General features: G+C 60.5%; 13 protein-coding genes. 9 read left to right on the top strand and 4 right to left on the bottom strand.

The features are described from left to right. Positions 1-364 precede the first annotated feature (364 nt). Entirely contained in the window at positions 365-1,783 is a 1,419-nt protein-coding gene (locus ACCD00_RS15410; RefSeq protein WP_413425777.1) for an amino acid permease, read from the top strand. A 213-nt stretch (positions 1,784-1,996) separates the two neighbouring features. On the opposite strand, the gene ACCD00_RS15405 is transcribed toward ACCD00_RS15410, so the two are convergent. Continuing rightward, positions 1,997-3,121: an OpgC family protein gene (locus ACCD00_RS15405; protein ID WP_413425775.1), complete on the bottom strand. Its 1,125-nt coding sequence runs from the start codon at positions 3,119-3,121 to the stop codon at positions 1,997-1,999. 245 nt (positions 3,122-3,366) lie between these two features. On the opposite strand from ACCD00_RS15405, the gene ACCD00_RS15400 reads away from it, so the two are divergent. The 3 genes from ACCD00_RS15400 to ACCD00_RS15390 are packed head-to-tail and all read left to right on the top strand — an operon-like array spanning position 3,367 to position 6,189. Next, positions 3,367-3,741 (top strand): GtrA family protein, encoded by a 375-nt coding sequence (locus ACCD00_RS15400; protein ID WP_413425773.1) that lies wholly within the window; start codon positions 3,367-3,369, stop codon positions 3,739-3,741. Further along, entirely contained in the window at positions 3,738-4,679 is a 942-nt protein-coding gene (locus ACCD00_RS15395; protein WP_413425770.1) for a glycosyltransferase family 2 protein, read from the top strand. Before ACCD00_RS15400 ends, ACCD00_RS15395 begins: the two co-directional genes overlap by 4 nt. 1 nt (position 4,680) lies before the next feature. Beyond that, complete coding sequence (locus ACCD00_RS15390) at positions 4,681-6,189, top strand: glucosyltransferase domain-containing protein (RefSeq protein WP_413425768.1); 1,509 nt, start codon at positions 4,681-4,683, stop codon at positions 6,187-6,189. Positions 6,190-6,216: 27 nt separating this feature from the next. Here ACCD00_RS15390 and ACCD00_RS15385 read toward each other — a convergent pair whose 3' ends face one another. Together ACCD00_RS15385 and ACCD00_RS15380 are read right to left on the bottom strand one after the other, a co-directional pair. Beyond that, a complete protein-coding gene (locus ACCD00_RS15385) occupies positions 6,217-7,836 on the bottom strand; it encodes an FMN-binding glutamate synthase family protein (RefSeq protein WP_111281241.1) in 1,620 nt (539 codons plus the stop codon). 165 nt (positions 7,837-8,001) lie between these two features. Then, positions 8,002-8,802: a response regulator transcription factor gene (locus ACCD00_RS15380; protein ID WP_413425766.1), complete on the bottom strand. Its 801-nt coding sequence runs from the start codon at positions 8,800-8,802 to the stop codon at positions 8,002-8,004. 124 nt (positions 8,803-8,926) lie between these two features. Between ACCD00_RS15380 and ACCD00_RS15375 the strand changes: the two genes are divergently transcribed. The 5 genes from ACCD00_RS15375 (at position 8,927) to ACCD00_RS15355 (ending at position 13,051) form a co-directional block, all read left to right on the top strand. Beyond that, positions 8,927-9,748: a carbon-nitrogen hydrolase family protein gene (locus ACCD00_RS15375; protein ID WP_413425764.1), complete on the top strand. Its 822-nt coding sequence runs from the start codon at positions 8,927-8,929 to the stop codon at positions 9,746-9,748. Positions 9,749-9,974: 226 nt separating this feature from the next. After that, positions 9,975-11,300, top strand: a complete 1,326-nt coding sequence (locus tag ACCD00_RS15370; RefSeq protein WP_413425762.1) for an APC family permease — start codon at positions 9,975-9,977, stop codon at positions 11,298-11,300. A gap of 154 nt (positions 11,301-11,454) precedes the next feature. Further along, complete coding sequence (locus tag ACCD00_RS15365) at positions 11,455-11,889, top strand: NUDIX hydrolase (protein WP_413425760.1); 435 nt, start codon at positions 11,455-11,457, stop codon at positions 11,887-11,889. Positions 11,890-11,912: 23 nt separating this feature from the next. Then, positions 11,913-12,551, top strand: coding sequence for a LysE family translocator (locus ACCD00_RS15360; RefSeq protein ID WP_413425758.1), 639 nt, complete (start codon positions 11,913-11,915; stop codon positions 12,549-12,551). A gap of 2 nt (positions 12,552-12,553) precedes the next feature. After that, positions 12,554-13,051, top strand: a complete 498-nt coding sequence (locus tag ACCD00_RS15355) for a GNAT family N-acetyltransferase (protein ID WP_413425756.1) — start codon at positions 12,554-12,556, stop codon at positions 13,049-13,051. A 128-nt stretch (positions 13,052-13,179) separates the two neighbouring features. Here the strand turns inward: ACCD00_RS15355 and metR are convergent, their stop codons facing one another. After that, on the bottom strand, positions 13,180-14,097 hold the full coding sequence (gene metR / locus ACCD00_RS15350) for a transcriptional regulator MetR (RefSeq protein WP_008021042.1): 918 nt from the start codon (positions 14,095-14,097) through the stop codon (positions 13,180-13,182). Positions 14,098-14,111 lie beyond the last annotated feature (14 nt).

The raw sequence follows: 14,111 nt of genomic DNA, 5'->3' as shown, positions 1-14,111 counted from the left end.
TTATTTGGGTTTTTTTATGCTGTTGTGGCGTGGGGGGCTGGCCCCGGTGCTAGTGCTTCGCCGTCGCGGGGGCGGGCAAACGGGGGGAAAGCCCCCTCGCCACAGGTGTCGTATGGTTTGAGAGGGGGGTGGTCTGTAATGCCCGGGGTAGAGCGTTAGCAGGGGGAGATACGACTTTGGCAGGGGCATGACGATGCACCATTGTTGTGCAATACTCGGCGCCGCTTTTCCCACTGATTTTGCGGGTTTTTCCCACAAGACAGGTCTGCCCACGAAGCAGGCCCGGTTCGGGAAGCGAGGGCTTACCGGTCAGCGCTTCGCCACTCGGTGGTCATATCCAATAACAAGACGAGGATGTCCCCCCATGCCTGTAGGCAATCACCTGCCCCACGGCGAAACCGCTCAGGGCGGTCCGCTCAAACGTGAACTCGGCGAGCGGCATATTCGCCTGATGGCACTCGGTGCCTGTATTGGCGTCGGTCTGTTTCTGGGTTCGGCCAAGGCCATTGAAATGGCCGGTCCGGCCATCATGCTGTCCTACATCATCGGCGGTCTGGCGATCCTGGTGATCATGCGCGCCCTCGGCGAGATGGCCGTGCACAACCCGGTTGCAGGCTCGTTCAGCCGTTACGCCCAAGACTACCTCGGCCCGCTGGCGGGCTTCCTGACCGGCTGGAACTACTGGTTCCTGTGGCTGGTGACCTGTGTTGCGGAAATCACTGCCGTCGCGGTGTACATGGGGGTCTGGTTCCCCGAAGTGCCGCGCTGGATCTGGGCACTCGCTGCGTTGGTCAGCATGGGCTCGATCAACCTGATCGCAGTCAAGGCCTTTGGCGAATTCGAATTCTGGTTTGCCCTGATCAAGATCGTCACCATCATTGCCATGGTGCTGGGAGGTATCGGCGTCATTGCGTTGGGTTTCGGCAACGACGGCATTGCCCTTGGGATTGCCAATCTGTGGACCCACGGCGGCTTCATGCCCAACGGCGTGCAAGGCGTGCTGATGTCCCTGCAGATGGTGATGTTCGCCTACCTGGGCGTGGAGATGATCGGCCTGACCGCCGGTGAAGCGAAGAACCCGCAGAAGACCATCCCTGACGCCATCGGCTCGGTGTTCTGGCGGATTCTGCTGTTCTACGTCGGAGCCTTGTTCGTGATCCTGTCGATCTACCCATGGAATGAAATCGGCACCCAGGGCAGTCCGTTCGTAATGACCTTCGAGCGCCTGGGCATCAAGACTGCCGCGGGCATCATCAACTTCGTGGTGATCACCGCTGCGTTGTCGTCCTGCAACGGCGGCATCTTCAGCACCGGGCGCATGCTCTACAGCCTGGCGCAGAACGGCCAGGCCCCGGCCGGTTTTGCCAAGACCTCGAACGGTGTGCCGCGTCGCGCCTTGCTGCTGTCGATCGGTGCCTTGCTGCTGGGCGTATTGCTCAACTATCTGGTGCCGGAGAAGGTCTTCGTCTGGGTAACGGCGATTGCCACCTTCGGCGCGATCTGGACCTGGGTGATGATCCTGCTGGCCCAGCTCAAGTTCCGCAAAGGCTTGAGCGCCAGCGAGCGAGCGGGCTTGAAGTACCGCATGTGGCTGTACCCGGTCAGCTCGTACCTGGCGCTGGCATTCCTGGTGCTGGTGGTCGGCCTGATGGCGTACTTCCCGGACACCCGCGTGGCGCTGTATGTGGGCCCGGCGTTCCTGGTGCTGCTGACGGTGCTGTTCTACGTGTTCAAGCTGCAACCGACCAATGTTGCGCAAGGCGCGGTGCGTTCGGCTTCGTAAACTTGTAGGAGCGAGCTTGCTCGCGATGGTCGATAACGATAACGCGTGTTTTCTGGCTAAACGCGGCGCTCTTGAGTCCATCGCGAGCTCGCTCCTACAAAAAACGCCGACCCATTGTAGGAGCGAGCTTGCTCGCGATGGTCGTTAACGATGACGCGTGTTTTCTGGCTGAACGCGGCGCTCTTGGGTCCATCGCGAGCTCGCTCCTACATATCAGGCGGGCGCAGTTTGCAGTGATCGATTCAAGCGCTTGTTTAACTCCAGCCATGCCCCCAGCAACGCCATCAACCCTGCACCCACCAGCGCGGTAAAGACCTGCATGGCGAAGGCGTCATCGGTCAAGGCGTTGACCATGTCCGCCAATGGCGCCAGCAGCACGCCCAGGCAGAAAATCTCCAGCGAGAAACGGCCCATGCGGCAACTTTGCTGAGCGAACCAGTTTTGTGTCCATCCGCTGTCGGGTATCAGTTTCGCCGTGACGTAGGCCAGTGCGAGAAAATGCAACAGGCGCACGGGGGACAGGTTGGTCTTGCTGATGGGGTACAGGGCGTTTTGCAGGCTCGCCGGCACCACGGCATCGTGTATGTCCGGCCAACGCCACAGGACGGTCAACGCACCGGCGACCACGACATACAGCGCCGCACTCACAAACAACGGCTGGCGCAGCAATGGGCGGGTTTCGGGCGGTCGCGGGCGCTGGCTGTGAATCGCGGCGGCACCGCCGAGCACGAACAGCAACTGCCAGGCGACAGGATTGAAATACCACACTCCGTCCTTGATGGCCGCCAGGTTCCAGCCAGCCAGTGGCACCATCAAATACAGTGCCAGGGACATCGTGACCACCACCCAGGCCTTGCGCACCAACATCGGCAGCACCAGCGGCAAGCCCGCCAACAGCACGATGTACAGCGGCAACGGGTCCATCAGGTTCGGCTTGAAGCGCAACAGCAGTTCATCGATCAGGGCCTGCTGAGGGTTGCTGATGAAATGATGCATGCCCATTTCCTCCACCAGATCCCGTGTTTCCACGTGACTGTTGGCGAAAAACACAATGCCCATCAGCATCGCCAGAAGGAAGATATGCACCACATAGAGCACCCACGCGCGGCGCAGGATTTTCACGCAGGCGATCAGGAAACCGTCTCGGGCCAGGACTTTGCCGTAGGCCAGCACAGCCGCGAAACCTGCCAGAAACACGAAAACCTCGGCCGCATCGCTGAAACCGAAATTACGCAGGGTGATTTGCCCCAAAGGGTTGTGGGGCACGTGATCCCAAAAGATGAAGATCAGTGCCAGACCACGAAAAAAGTCGATCCGGTGATCGCGTGCTAACGTCATGACGGCAGGCTCGTAACAGCGAGTGAAAACGGGATTGGCCGCGGGTGCAAAAGGCCGCAGGTCCAACCGGCGGCGCGCAGGGTGGACTGATTCGCGGGCAATTGCAAAACCGGGATATTACCGGATGTCTCGAGTGTTGCTCCAAGACTCAGCCGCTGGTCTGAAAGGCCCGTCAATCTGCGATTTCTGACAGCAGACGGACTCAAATACTTATGGGTGCAACGTTCTTAAAGCGGGAGCCTCGCATGAGACTGTTGTGGAAAGGGCTGTCCAGTTACACGGTGATCGGGGTCGCCAACACCCTGATTCACTGGCAGATCTTTTTCCTGTTGAGCGTGGCGGCCGGCCTCAGCCAGGCGATCAGCAACCTGACCGCCTTCTGCGTGGCGGCGTCGTTTTCCTTCTACATGAATGCGCAATTCACTTTCGCCGCCAGTGCCACGGTCGCGGGGTATCTGCTGTTTCTCCTCGGCATGGGGGCATTGAGCCTGGGGATCGGCCATCTGGGCGATGTCTGGCAATTGCACGGTTTGCTCACCGTGGTCGTGTTTTCGGCGTTGAGCCTGGTGTTCGGTTTCCTTTATTCCAAATACGTGGTGTTTCGCGAGCGTGATCAATGAAAATCTCGCTCATTGTCCCGGTGTTCAACGAAGAACAATCGATCAACCTGTTTTACCAGGCCGTGCGCCGCGAGCTGCTGCTGGGGGGCGCCGAGGTCGAAATCGTGTTCATCAACGACGGCAGCTCCGACCGCACGGCCGAGCAGGCTACGGCACTGGCGCAGGCGGATGATCAGGTCATGCTGATCAATTTCTCGCGTAACTTCGGTAAGGAACCGGCACTGTTTGCCGGCCTGGAGCACGCCAGCGGCGATGCCGTGATCCCCATGGATGTCGACCTGCAGGACCCGATCAGTGTCGTCCCGTTACTGGTCGAACAATGGCAGAAGGGCGCCGATGTGGTACTCGCCAAGCGCCGCAACCGGGACGTCGACGGCTACCTCAGGCGTCACAGCGCGTCGATTTTCTACCACGTGCTCAATCGCATCGCCTACACCCGCATCGAGGAAAACGTTGGCGACTTCCGGCTGATGGATCGCAAGGTGGTCGACGTGATCCGGTCCCTGCCCGAGCACCAGTTGTTCATGAAAGGCGTGTTGTCGTGGGCCGGGTTCAACACCGTGGTGGTGGAGTTCGAGCGGGCCGGGCGCGTGGCGGGGAGCAGCAAGTTCAATGGCTGGAAGCTGTGGAACCTGGCACTGGAAGGCGTGACCTCGTTCAGCACCGTGCCGCTGCGCTTGTGGACTTATGTCGGTGGCAGTATTTCGATTTTCGCGGTGCTGTACGCCGTGTACATGGTGCTGGACAAGATTTTCTTCGGCAACAGCGTCCCCGGCTATCCGTCGCTGATGACTGCCATCCTGTTTCTCGGCGGCGTGCAATTGATCGGCATCGGCATCCTCGGCGAGTACATAGGTCGCATCTATATCGAGGCCAAGCACCGGCCGCGCTACGTGATCAAGGACATCGTCGGCGGTAAAGCCCGGGGCGGGCGCTAGTATGGGCCGGTTCAGCGACTTCTTCGTTCGCGAGCTCAGCCGGCATCAGGTCTGGCGGTTTTTTCTGTTCGCGACCTTCTTGTATGTCCTGCCGTTGATCGTCGCCGATTTTCCCTACATCGATGACAACTGGCGCTCGCTGTCGGCGGGCATGGCCTGGTCCGAGCAGGGGCGACTGTTCACCCAGCTGTTCTACAACGTGCTGACCTTCACCCATGCCGCGCCGAACATTTTTCCCTTGCCCTTGTTGATCGCCACGCTGGCCATGGCGTCGGCGCTGACCAGCCTGACGTTCCATTATTTCCGCCAACCCAGCGTTGCTTGCTGCCTGGTGCTGTTGCCGCTCTGGTACAACCCGTTTTTCCTGCAAAACCTGTCTTATCAATACGACGGTCCCGCCACGACCCTGAGCCTGGTGGCGGTGATCTACGCGATCACTTTTCGCCACCCCTGGCGCGGCGTGCAATGGCTGGTGCCGTCGTTCCTGATTGCCTTGGCGCTGGGACTGTATCAAGTCAGCCTGAATGTGTTCCTGGGCCTGTGTTGCCTGGAATTGCTCAGGGCCTCCAACGATCAAACAACCCCGGTGCCCTGGCGCGACCTGCTGGGCTGGAAAACCGCCCAGCTCTTGCTCGGTGGATTGATCTACAGCATCAGTGCTTATCCGTTCATGGGCTCCAATCGCACATCGCTGCTCAATTGGACGGCCCATCCCTTGATGCAGATCCAGATCAACATTGCCCGGGTCCTGGAAAAAGTCGTGCTGCTGTTCCATGGCGGATGGCTTTGGGTGTTCGGCGGGTTGTCATTGTTTGCGCTAGCCGGGGCGGTGCGGTTGGGGCTGAACGTAGCGGTGCGCCAGGACAGCGGACCGAAGAAGCTGTTGATCGGCCTGGTGTGTTTGCTGACATTACCGGTGGTGACACTGCTGGTGTCCGGTGTGACGTTGTTTTTCCGCGACTTCAACGAAGGCGCCCGTACCTTGATGGGCTTCGCTGTGCTATTGGTGATGTTGCTCTATTTGAGTCATCTGGCGCTGGCGTCGATCCATGAGCGATTGCCACTGTTGTTGATCATTCCGCTGCTGGCGATGCTGTCGTTGTCGTTCGCCTATGGCCGGGTGCTGACAATGCAGAAAACCTTCGCGTCCATGGCGTTGACCAGCCTTGAGTACGACATCGCCAGTCGTCAGGCGCTGCGCGAGGCAAAACGTATTTACCTGTCGGTGACTTACTCCGACTACTGGTTAACGGCGGCAGCCGGCTCGTTCAAGCAGATGCCGGTGCTGCATTACCTGCTCAATACCGACTTTTACATGCTGGCCGAGAATCTGCCGAAAGCCGGCATCACCAACGTGGTGGCGGAACAGGAGCGGCGCAATGCGACGCGGGTCGGCTATCAGGGTTATCCGGCGTTGGTCGAAAGCCAGTTCTACCGGATATACCTGATCGGCGATTACGGTTTTATCGTGATGAAGGAGCCGACCCCGACCAAAACGCTGCGCTGGTGATGCGCGATTCTGACCGGGACGGCGAGGTCATGCTGCCGCTATTTCATGGGGCTCGAAACTGTCGGCCCGGGCCATCTGCCACATCCGTGAGTAGAACTCACCGTTCACTTCACCGGTCAGCAACTCGCCGGGCTTGAGGAACACGTGCAACTGCGAGAACAGCTTGATCTCGGTCGCCGACATGCGCCGTACCAGGTGCTTGGCCGACAGTTGCGACGGATGTTCGAGGCCGGCCGCGGCAAGCATTTCCGCCAGGGCCTTGAGGGTGTTGCGGTGGAAATTGAATACGCGCTGGGCTTTGTCCGGTACCACCAGCGCACGCTGGCGCAGGGTGTCCTGAGTGGCGACGCCGGTCGGGCATTTATTGGTATGGCAGCTCTGCGACTGGATGCAGCCGATGGCGAACATGAAGCCGCGCGCCGAGTTGGCCCAGTCGGCGCCGATGGCCAACACGCTGGCGATGTCGAAGGCGCTGACGATCTTGCCGCTGGCGCCGAGTTTGATCTTGTCCCGCAGGTTCAGGCCCACCAGGGTGTTGTGGACGAATAGCAGGCCCTCGCGCATCGGCACGCCGATGTGGTCGGTGAACTCCACAGGCGCTGCGCCAGTGCCGCCTTCCTTGCCATCGACGACGATGAAGTCCGGCAGGATGCCCGTCTCCAGCATGGCCTTGGCGATGCCCATGAACTCCCACGGATGGCCGAGACAGAACTTGAAGCCCACCGGTTTGCCACCGGACAACTCACGCAGTTGGGCGATGAAATGCATCATTTCGATCGGCGTGGAAAACGCCGTGTGGCGCGACGGTGACACGCAGTCCTCGCCCATCAGGATGCCGCGGGTTTCGGCGATTTCCCGGGTGACCTTGTGCTTGGGCAGGATGCCGCCATGGCCGGGTTTGGCGCCCTGGCTCATCTTGATTTCGATCATCCGCACTTGCGGCGTCCGGGCTTGCGCCGCGAAGCGTTCCGGGTCGAAGCGACCGTCGCTGGTGCGGCAGCCGAAATAGCCGCTGCCCAGTTCCCAGGTCAGGTCACCGCCGTGCTCGCGGTGATAGGGGCTGATGCTGCCTTCGCCGGTGTCATGGGCGAAGTTGCCGAGCTTGGCGCCCTGGTTCAACGCGCGGATCGCATTGGCGCTGAGGGAGCCGAAGCTCATGGCCGAGATGTTGAACACCGACGCCGAATACGGCTGGGTGCACTGCGGACCGCCGACGGTGACGCGGAAACTGCTCGGGTCGCTCAATGGCGCCGGGCGCATCGAATGGCCGATGAATTCGAAACCCGACTGGTACACGTCAATCAGCGTGCCGAACGGTTTGTCGGCGGTTTCGTTCTTGGCCCGGGAATAGACCAGCGAACGCTGGGCCCGGGAGAAGGGCAGGGCGTCGCTGTCGGATTCGAGCAGGTACTGGCGGATTTCCGGGCGGATGCCTTCGACCAGATAACGGATATTGCCGAGGATCGGGTAATTACGCCGCACAGCATGCGGACTTTGCAGAAGATCGAACAGGCCGATCAGACTGAGGACGGCGGTGACAGCGGTAATTGGCCAGAGCCAGTCGTATTCAAGGAAGGGCAGGCTGGCGAGGGTGAAGATCACGCAGACGGCAAAGAAGGCGTAGCGGCTCAGGAGTGACAGGCTCATACGGTTTCCTTGGGTTCGGACTCAATGAATTTGGCTATGCACAGATCAATGTGGGAGCGGGCTTGCTCGCGAAAGCGGTGTGTCAGCCAACATAAATGCTGTATGAAATACCGCCTTCGCGAGCAAGCCCGCTCCCACAGAAAAGCAGGGCGTTCCACAGGCTAGTCAGGCATTTTGTGCCTGGAGAAAAATCGAAAACAGCTCGGACTGGGATTTGATTCCCAGCTTGCTGTACATGTGTTTCTTATGGACTTTCACGGTTTCGACGGAGATTTCCAGCTTACGAGCGATTTCTTTACTGGAGCAACCGCTGAGCATCAAACGCCCGACATCCAGCTCCCGGGCCGTCAACTGCGCGCCTTTGAGTTGCTGCACCGACGCTTCCAGTTGCACCCGCCAGTCGGCTTGCGGCGGCGCGGGGGCCAGGGCCACGACTTCATTGATTTCATAAGGTAGACGCTGGCGTAACAACCCGAGTACCCACGGCTGGATCAGCGACAGCAAGGCGATCTGCTGGCTGCTGAAGCGCTGCGTGCTGCCCAGTGACAGGCACAGCGTGCGGTCGCCTTCGAGCTGGCAATTGAACTGGATTTCGTCGGCCACCACATTCAGACGAAAGTAGCGCTGGTAATACTCGGTCAGCTCGAAATGCTCCGGGGCCACTTCCGACAGACGATACAGCCCGGTGCGCGATTGCTCGCGGCAGGCGATGTAGAACGGGTCGAGCAGGTACAGGCCGCGCAGGTAATCCTGGAACAACTGGTCGGGGCTGCCATCTTCGCCCGGGCACTCGGCGAACACCTGCGGACGCTGGTCGGCGCTGAAAAGCAGGGCCACCCAACTGTCGAAAGTCACGTATTGATCCAGCAAACGCACAAGCTGGGTCCAGAAATTGGGCTTGTCCAGGGCGTCGATCAGTTGCCCCACCGAACGGTGCCAGGCGATGTCGTCCAACGAGAGTGTCATGCATCTACCCCTATCGTGTTACCCCAGCGGCGTGATTCCCCGCCCGGTTGCTTGCTGCGCATACTGGCGCACAGACACCGACCGGGCAATCTTTCTGCCGCCCGGCCCATGACAAGGAATATCCATGAAGGTCGAACTCGCCCAATTGGCAGGTCGTGACAACGACACGGCTTACAACCTCGAACGCACCCTGGCGGCCATTGCCGCATGCGGCGCCGACACGCAGCTGATCATGTTCCCTGAGGGCCACTTGATGGGCTTCCCTTCGGCCGAGTCCGTGGCCGAGGTGGCCGAGCCGCTGGACGGACCCTCCGTCAGTGCAGTGATCGCCGCCGCTCGCCAGCACAATATCGCCGTGGCCATCGGCATGGCCGAAAACGACAACGGCCGTTTCTACAACACCACGCTGCTGATCACCCCCGAAGGCATCTCCCTGAAATACCGCAAGACTCACCTGTGGGCCTCGGATCGCGGCGTCTATGAGGCGGGTGATCGCTACGCCACCTGCCTGTGGAACGGTGTGCGCGTGGGCCTGCTGATTTGCTACGACATCGAGTTCCCGGAAAGCGCCCGTGCCTTGGCGCAACTCGGCGCCGAGTTGCTGATCGTCACCAACGGCAACATGGACCCCTACGGCCCCACCCACCGCACCGCGATCATGGCCCGCGCCCAGGAAAACCAGGCGTTTGCGCTGATGGTCAACCGGGTGGAAGAGGGTGATGGTGGCTTGCTCTTTGCCGGTGGCAGTGCGCTGGTCGATCCGTTGGGCACTTTGTTGTTTGAAGCCGGACGCGAGGAAGGGCAGTTCGCGGTCGAGCTGGACCTGAACCTGTTGACGGCGGCGCGCCAGGATTATCGCTACCTGGATGACCAGCGGCTGAAGTTGCCGGGGGAGAGGGTTGAGCATGCTTGTGGGTTGCGCGAGCTGCTGATTCCTGTGCGTTGATCCGGATTTTGTGTTGACCGGGCTGACGCCTTCGCGAGCAAGCCCGCTCCCACATTGGTCTTGTGAACGCCCGAGATCCCCTGTGGGAGCGGGCTTGCTCGCGAAGAGGCCGGCACAAACAACACGCATGCTCGACCCTTGACCCAAGAACAATAACGCAACACCCGAATATCCTGCGCCGAACTCGGCTCTGCCATAAATCCAATAAAATCCGGAGTAGTCGCTCATGGCTCGTTTGCAACGCACCCTGTCACTGGGGTCGGTGGTGCTGTTTGGCATCGCCTACATGACGCCGATCATTGTGCTCGGCACCTTTGGCATCCTCGCTCAATCCACCGCCGGCATGGTGCCGGCCGCTTACCTGGCGGCGTTGGTGGCCATGTTCTTCACCGCCATGAGTTACGGCCGCATGGCCTCGGCGTTCCCGGTGGCCGGCTCGGCCTACAGCTATGTGCGCAAGGCCATCAGCCCCAAGCTCGGCTTCATCGCCGGTTGGGCGGTGCTGCTCGACTACCTGTTTTTGCCCATGGCGATCTGGCTGATCGGCGCGGCCTACCTCAACTCCGCCTTCCCGGCGGTGCCGCAGTGGATCTGGGTGTTGGCGTTCATCGGCATCACCAGCGCGATCAACATCATCGGCCTGAAACTGGCCAACGGCATCAATGCCTTGCTGATGCTGGTGCAGTTCCTGGTGCTGATCGCCTTTGTCGCGCTGTGCGTGCACTACGTCGGCGGTGACGCCAGCACGCCGTTGTGGTCGATCAAACCGTTCTTCAACGGCGATATGCAGATGCCCTTGATCATGAGCGGCGCGGCCATTGCCTGTTATTCGTTCCTCGGTTTCGACGCGGTCAGCACCCTGACCGAAGAAACCCGCGATCCACGCCGCACCATTCCCCGGGCGATCATGCTGATCACACTGATCGGTGGCCTGATTTTCGTCGGCGTGTCGTATTTCGTGCAGATCGCTCATCCGTCCTTCCAGTTCGATAACGTCGACTCGGCGGCCTATGAAATTGCCCGCAACGTCGGTGGCGACCTGTTCGTCTCGATCTTCCTGATCGGCCTGATCGTCGGCCAGTTCGCGTCGGGGCTGTCGGCGCAGGCCAGCGGCTCGCGCCTGCTATACGCCATGGGCCGTGACGGTGTGCTGCCGAAATCGTTCTTCGGAACCTTGCACGAACGTTTCGGCACGCCGATCAACAGCATCCTGCTGTGCGCGGTCGTGGCCTTGCTGGCGCTGAAACTGGACGTGACCACCTCGACCTCTTTCATCAACTTCGGCGCGTTCCTGGCATTCAGCCTGGTGAACCTGTCGGTGATCTTCCATTACTGGATCGGTGGCGAGAAAAAAGGCCTGCGCGAGTTCGTACTGTTCCTGCTGTTCCCGTTCATCGGCCTGGCGGCGGATTTGTGGCTGATGGTCAGCCTCGATCATTTGGCGGTTTACCTGGGCCTGAGCTGGCTGGCGATTGGCGTGATGTACCTGGCGGTGTTGACCGGTGGTTTCCGTCGCCAGCCGCCGGAAATGGATTTCCAGGAAGCTGCATAGAGGAAACTGTAGGAGCGAGCTTGCTCGCGAAAAACCTGAGAGCACCGATGGGCATCTGGTTTTACGCGTTTTCGTTCACGACCATCGCGAGCAAGCTCGCTCCTACAGGGCGGACATGTGATCCTTGGCGCTTTTGAGTTGAAGGCCTTTGTTCATGACGACGTTTTCTGCCCAGCCCGCTGGACTTATCCACATCGCCGCCGCCCTGTTGATCGGCCCTGATGGCCGCACCTTGCTGGTGCGCAAGCGCGGCACCACGGCCTTCATGCAACCGGGCGGCAAGATCGAGCCCCATGAACTGCCGGTTCACGCCTTGGCCCGGGAGCTGGAAGAAGAACTTGGGCTGGACATCGACCCGGCGCAGGCTGTTTACCTCGGTCACTTCTCGGCTCCGGCCGCCAACGAACCGGGGTTTGTCGTACACGCCGAGCTCTTTCAGCTGAATATTCATTGCGACGTCACTCCGGCGGCGGAGATCGAAGAAGTGCTCTGGATCGACCCGGCCACCGATGGCGGTGTCAGCCTGGCGCCATTGACACGGGACCTGATCTTGCCGTTTTATCGAGCATCGCTGACCGCGATCGCCTGATCATTACGCAAAGGACTTCGCCCATGATCCCGCTTCAAGACTTGCTGATTTTTGCTGCTGCCGCGTTGCTGATGGTGCTGACGCCGGGGCCGAACATGATCTACCTGATTTCTCGCTCGATCTGCCAGGGACGCAAGGCCGGGGTGATTTCGTTGCTGGGGGTGGCCGCCGGATTCTTCGTGCACCTGTTTGCTGCGGCCGCCGGTTTGACGGCAGTGTTTTTGGCGGTGCCGATGGCCTATGAGGTGTTGAAGTGGGCCGGTGCGCTGTACCTGTTGTGGCTGGCCTGGCAGGCGGTCAAACCCGGTGCGCGCTCGCCGTTCGAGGCACAGCAGTTGCCCCCGGACTCGTCACGCAAACTGATCACCATGGGTTTTCTGACCAGTGCCCTGAACCCGAAGATCGCAGTGTTCTATCTGTCGGTGTTTCCGCAGTTCATCACGCCGGAGCACGGCTCGGTGTTCAGCCAGAGCATCATCCTCGGCCTGACCCAGATCAGCGTCAGTTTTTGCGTCAACCTGATGATCGCCATGTTTGCCGCGGGCATTGCCTCATGGTTCGTCAACAATCCGACCTGGCTGGCGATGCAACGCTATTTCATGGGCTTCGTATTGTCGGGGCTGGCGGTGCGGCTGATGCTTGAGCAAAAACGGATGGCCTGAGCATGTGGATCGAGCGACTGGATGCCAGCCATGCCCTGGACTATCGGGCACTGATGCTCGAAGCCTATGACCTGCACCCGCAAGCCTTCACCTCGAGTGTGCGCGAGCGGGCGGCGATGCCACTGGGCTGGTGGGAGTCGCGCCTGACCGGCAAGCTCGATGTGGTGTTCGGTGCGTTCGAGGAGGGCAAGTTGGCGGGCATTGTCGGGCTGGCGTTCGAACCTCGGGAAAAGGTCCGGCACAAGGCGACGTTGTTCGGCATGTACGTGTCCGCCAACGTTCGCCAGCGTGGACTCGGTTTTCATTTGGTGCAGGCTGTTCTGGCCGAAGCGCGGTCCCATCAGGAACTGCGATTGATCAAATTGACCGTCACCGCCGGCAACGATGCCGCGTTCAACCTGTACCAGCGCTGCGGCTTCATCCAGTTTGGCCTGGAGCCGATGGCTGTGCGGGTGGGCGAGGATTACTTCGACAAGATCCACATGTGGCGCGAGATCTAACCATCACATGGATCCCCTGTAGGAGCTCGCTCGCGATGGTCATCAAAGATAACGCTGGAAGCCTGACACCCCGTGTTGCTCTCAGGTTTATCGCGAGCAAGCTCGCTCCTACAGATGGATGTGTTGTTCTAGCGAACGGCGCTAACCCCATCCAGCGTCGAAAACGACGTGTCCTTGGCCGTCAGCAAAAAGTCGCGCATATACGGTGCATCCAGCATGTCGGCGCGGATCGCCGCATACAGCGTCGCAAACAAGCCCTTTTCGCCCAATCGCTTGGCCTTCACATAACCCCGGGAGCTGTACTCGTGCAGCGCCCAATGGGGCATGCCACATACACCACGACCGCTGGCTACCAGCTGCATCATCATCACCGTCAGTTCCGAGGTGCGCACCTGGGCCGGTTCGATGTCGGCGGGTTCGAGGAAGCGGGTGAAGATGTCCAGCCGGTCCCGTTCAACCGGGTAGGTGATCAGGGTTTCCGGGAGCAGGTCTTCGGGGACGATATAGGCCTTGCCGGCCAGGCGGTGCTGGTTGGCCACCGCCAGCATCGCTTCATAGGTGAACAGCGGTACATAGGTGATCCCGGCCAGGTCCACCGGGTCGGAAGTCACCACCAGGTCCAGGTCGCCACGGGCCAGCGCCGGCAACGGGGCGAAGGAGAAACCCGAGGCCAGGTCCAGTTCGACTTCCGGCCAGGCATCACGGAACTGGTCGATGGTCGGCATCAGCCACTGGAAGCAACTGTGGCATTCGATGGCCATATGCAGGCGCCCGGCGGTGCCACCGGCCAGACGACTGATGTCGCGCTCGGCGGCACGCAGCAGCGGCAGGGTGGCGTCAGCCAGTTGCAGCAGACGCAAACCGGCGCTGGTGAAACGCACCGGTTTGGTCTTGCGCACGAATAACGGCATGCCCATGCGCTCTTCCAGCTCCTTGAACTGGTGGGACAGGGCCGACTGCGTCAGGTGCAGGCGGTCGGCCGCATCCACCAGGCTGTCGGCTTCGCGCAAGGCGTGCAGGGTCTTCAGGTGACGGATTTCAAGCACCGGGGGCTCCATGA

Origin of the sequence: Pseudomonas sp. Pseusp3 (genome assembly GCF_047304225.1) — a bacterium.
Taxonomy (GTDB): domain Bacteria; phylum Pseudomonadota; class Gammaproteobacteria; order Pseudomonadales; family Pseudomonadaceae; genus Aquipseudomonas; species Aquipseudomonas fluorescens_CD.
The sequence above is the reverse complement of the archived record's forward strand: the minus strand, read 5'-3'. Positions and strand labels throughout refer to the sequence as shown.

Bases quoted from the DNA above. Each gene is read 5' to 3' on its own strand.
- ACCD00_RS15410 (WP_413425777.1), top strand. From the start codon at position 365: ATGCCTGTAGGCAATCACCTGCCCCACGGCGAAACCGCTCAGGGCGGT.
- ACCD00_RS15405 (WP_413425775.1), bottom strand. From the start codon at position 3,121: ATGACGTTAGCACGCGATCACCGGATCGACTTTTTTCGTGGTCTGGCA.
- ACCD00_RS15400 (WP_413425773.1), top strand. From the start codon at position 3,367: ATGAGACTGTTGTGGAAAGGGCTGTCCAGTTACACGGTGATCGGGGTC.
- ACCD00_RS15395 (WP_413425770.1), top strand. From the start codon at position 3,738: ATGAAAATCTCGCTCATTGTCCCGGTGTTCAACGAAGAACAATCGATC.
- ACCD00_RS15390 (WP_413425768.1), top strand. From the start codon at position 4,681: ATGGGCCGGTTCAGCGACTTCTTCGTTCGCGAGCTCAGCCGGCATCAG.
- ACCD00_RS15385 (WP_111281241.1), bottom strand. From the start codon at position 7,836: ATGAGCCTGTCACTCCTGAGCCGCTACGCCTTCTTTGCCGTCTGCGTG.
- ACCD00_RS15380 (WP_413425766.1), bottom strand. From the start codon at position 8,802: ATGACACTCTCGTTGGACGACATCGCCTGGCACCGTTCGGTGGGGCAA.
- ACCD00_RS15375 (WP_413425764.1), top strand. From the start codon at position 8,927: ATGAAGGTCGAACTCGCCCAATTGGCAGGTCGTGACAACGACACGGCT.
- ACCD00_RS15370 (WP_413425762.1), top strand. From the start codon at position 9,975: ATGGCTCGTTTGCAACGCACCCTGTCACTGGGGTCGGTGGTGCTGTTT.
- ACCD00_RS15365 (WP_413425760.1), top strand. From the start codon at position 11,455: ATGACGACGTTTTCTGCCCAGCCCGCTGGACTTATCCACATCGCCGCC.
- ACCD00_RS15360 (WP_413425758.1), top strand. From the start codon at position 11,913: ATGATCCCGCTTCAAGACTTGCTGATTTTTGCTGCTGCCGCGTTGCTG.
- ACCD00_RS15355 (WP_413425756.1), top strand. From the start codon at position 12,554: ATGTGGATCGAGCGACTGGATGCCAGCCATGCCCTGGACTATCGGGCA.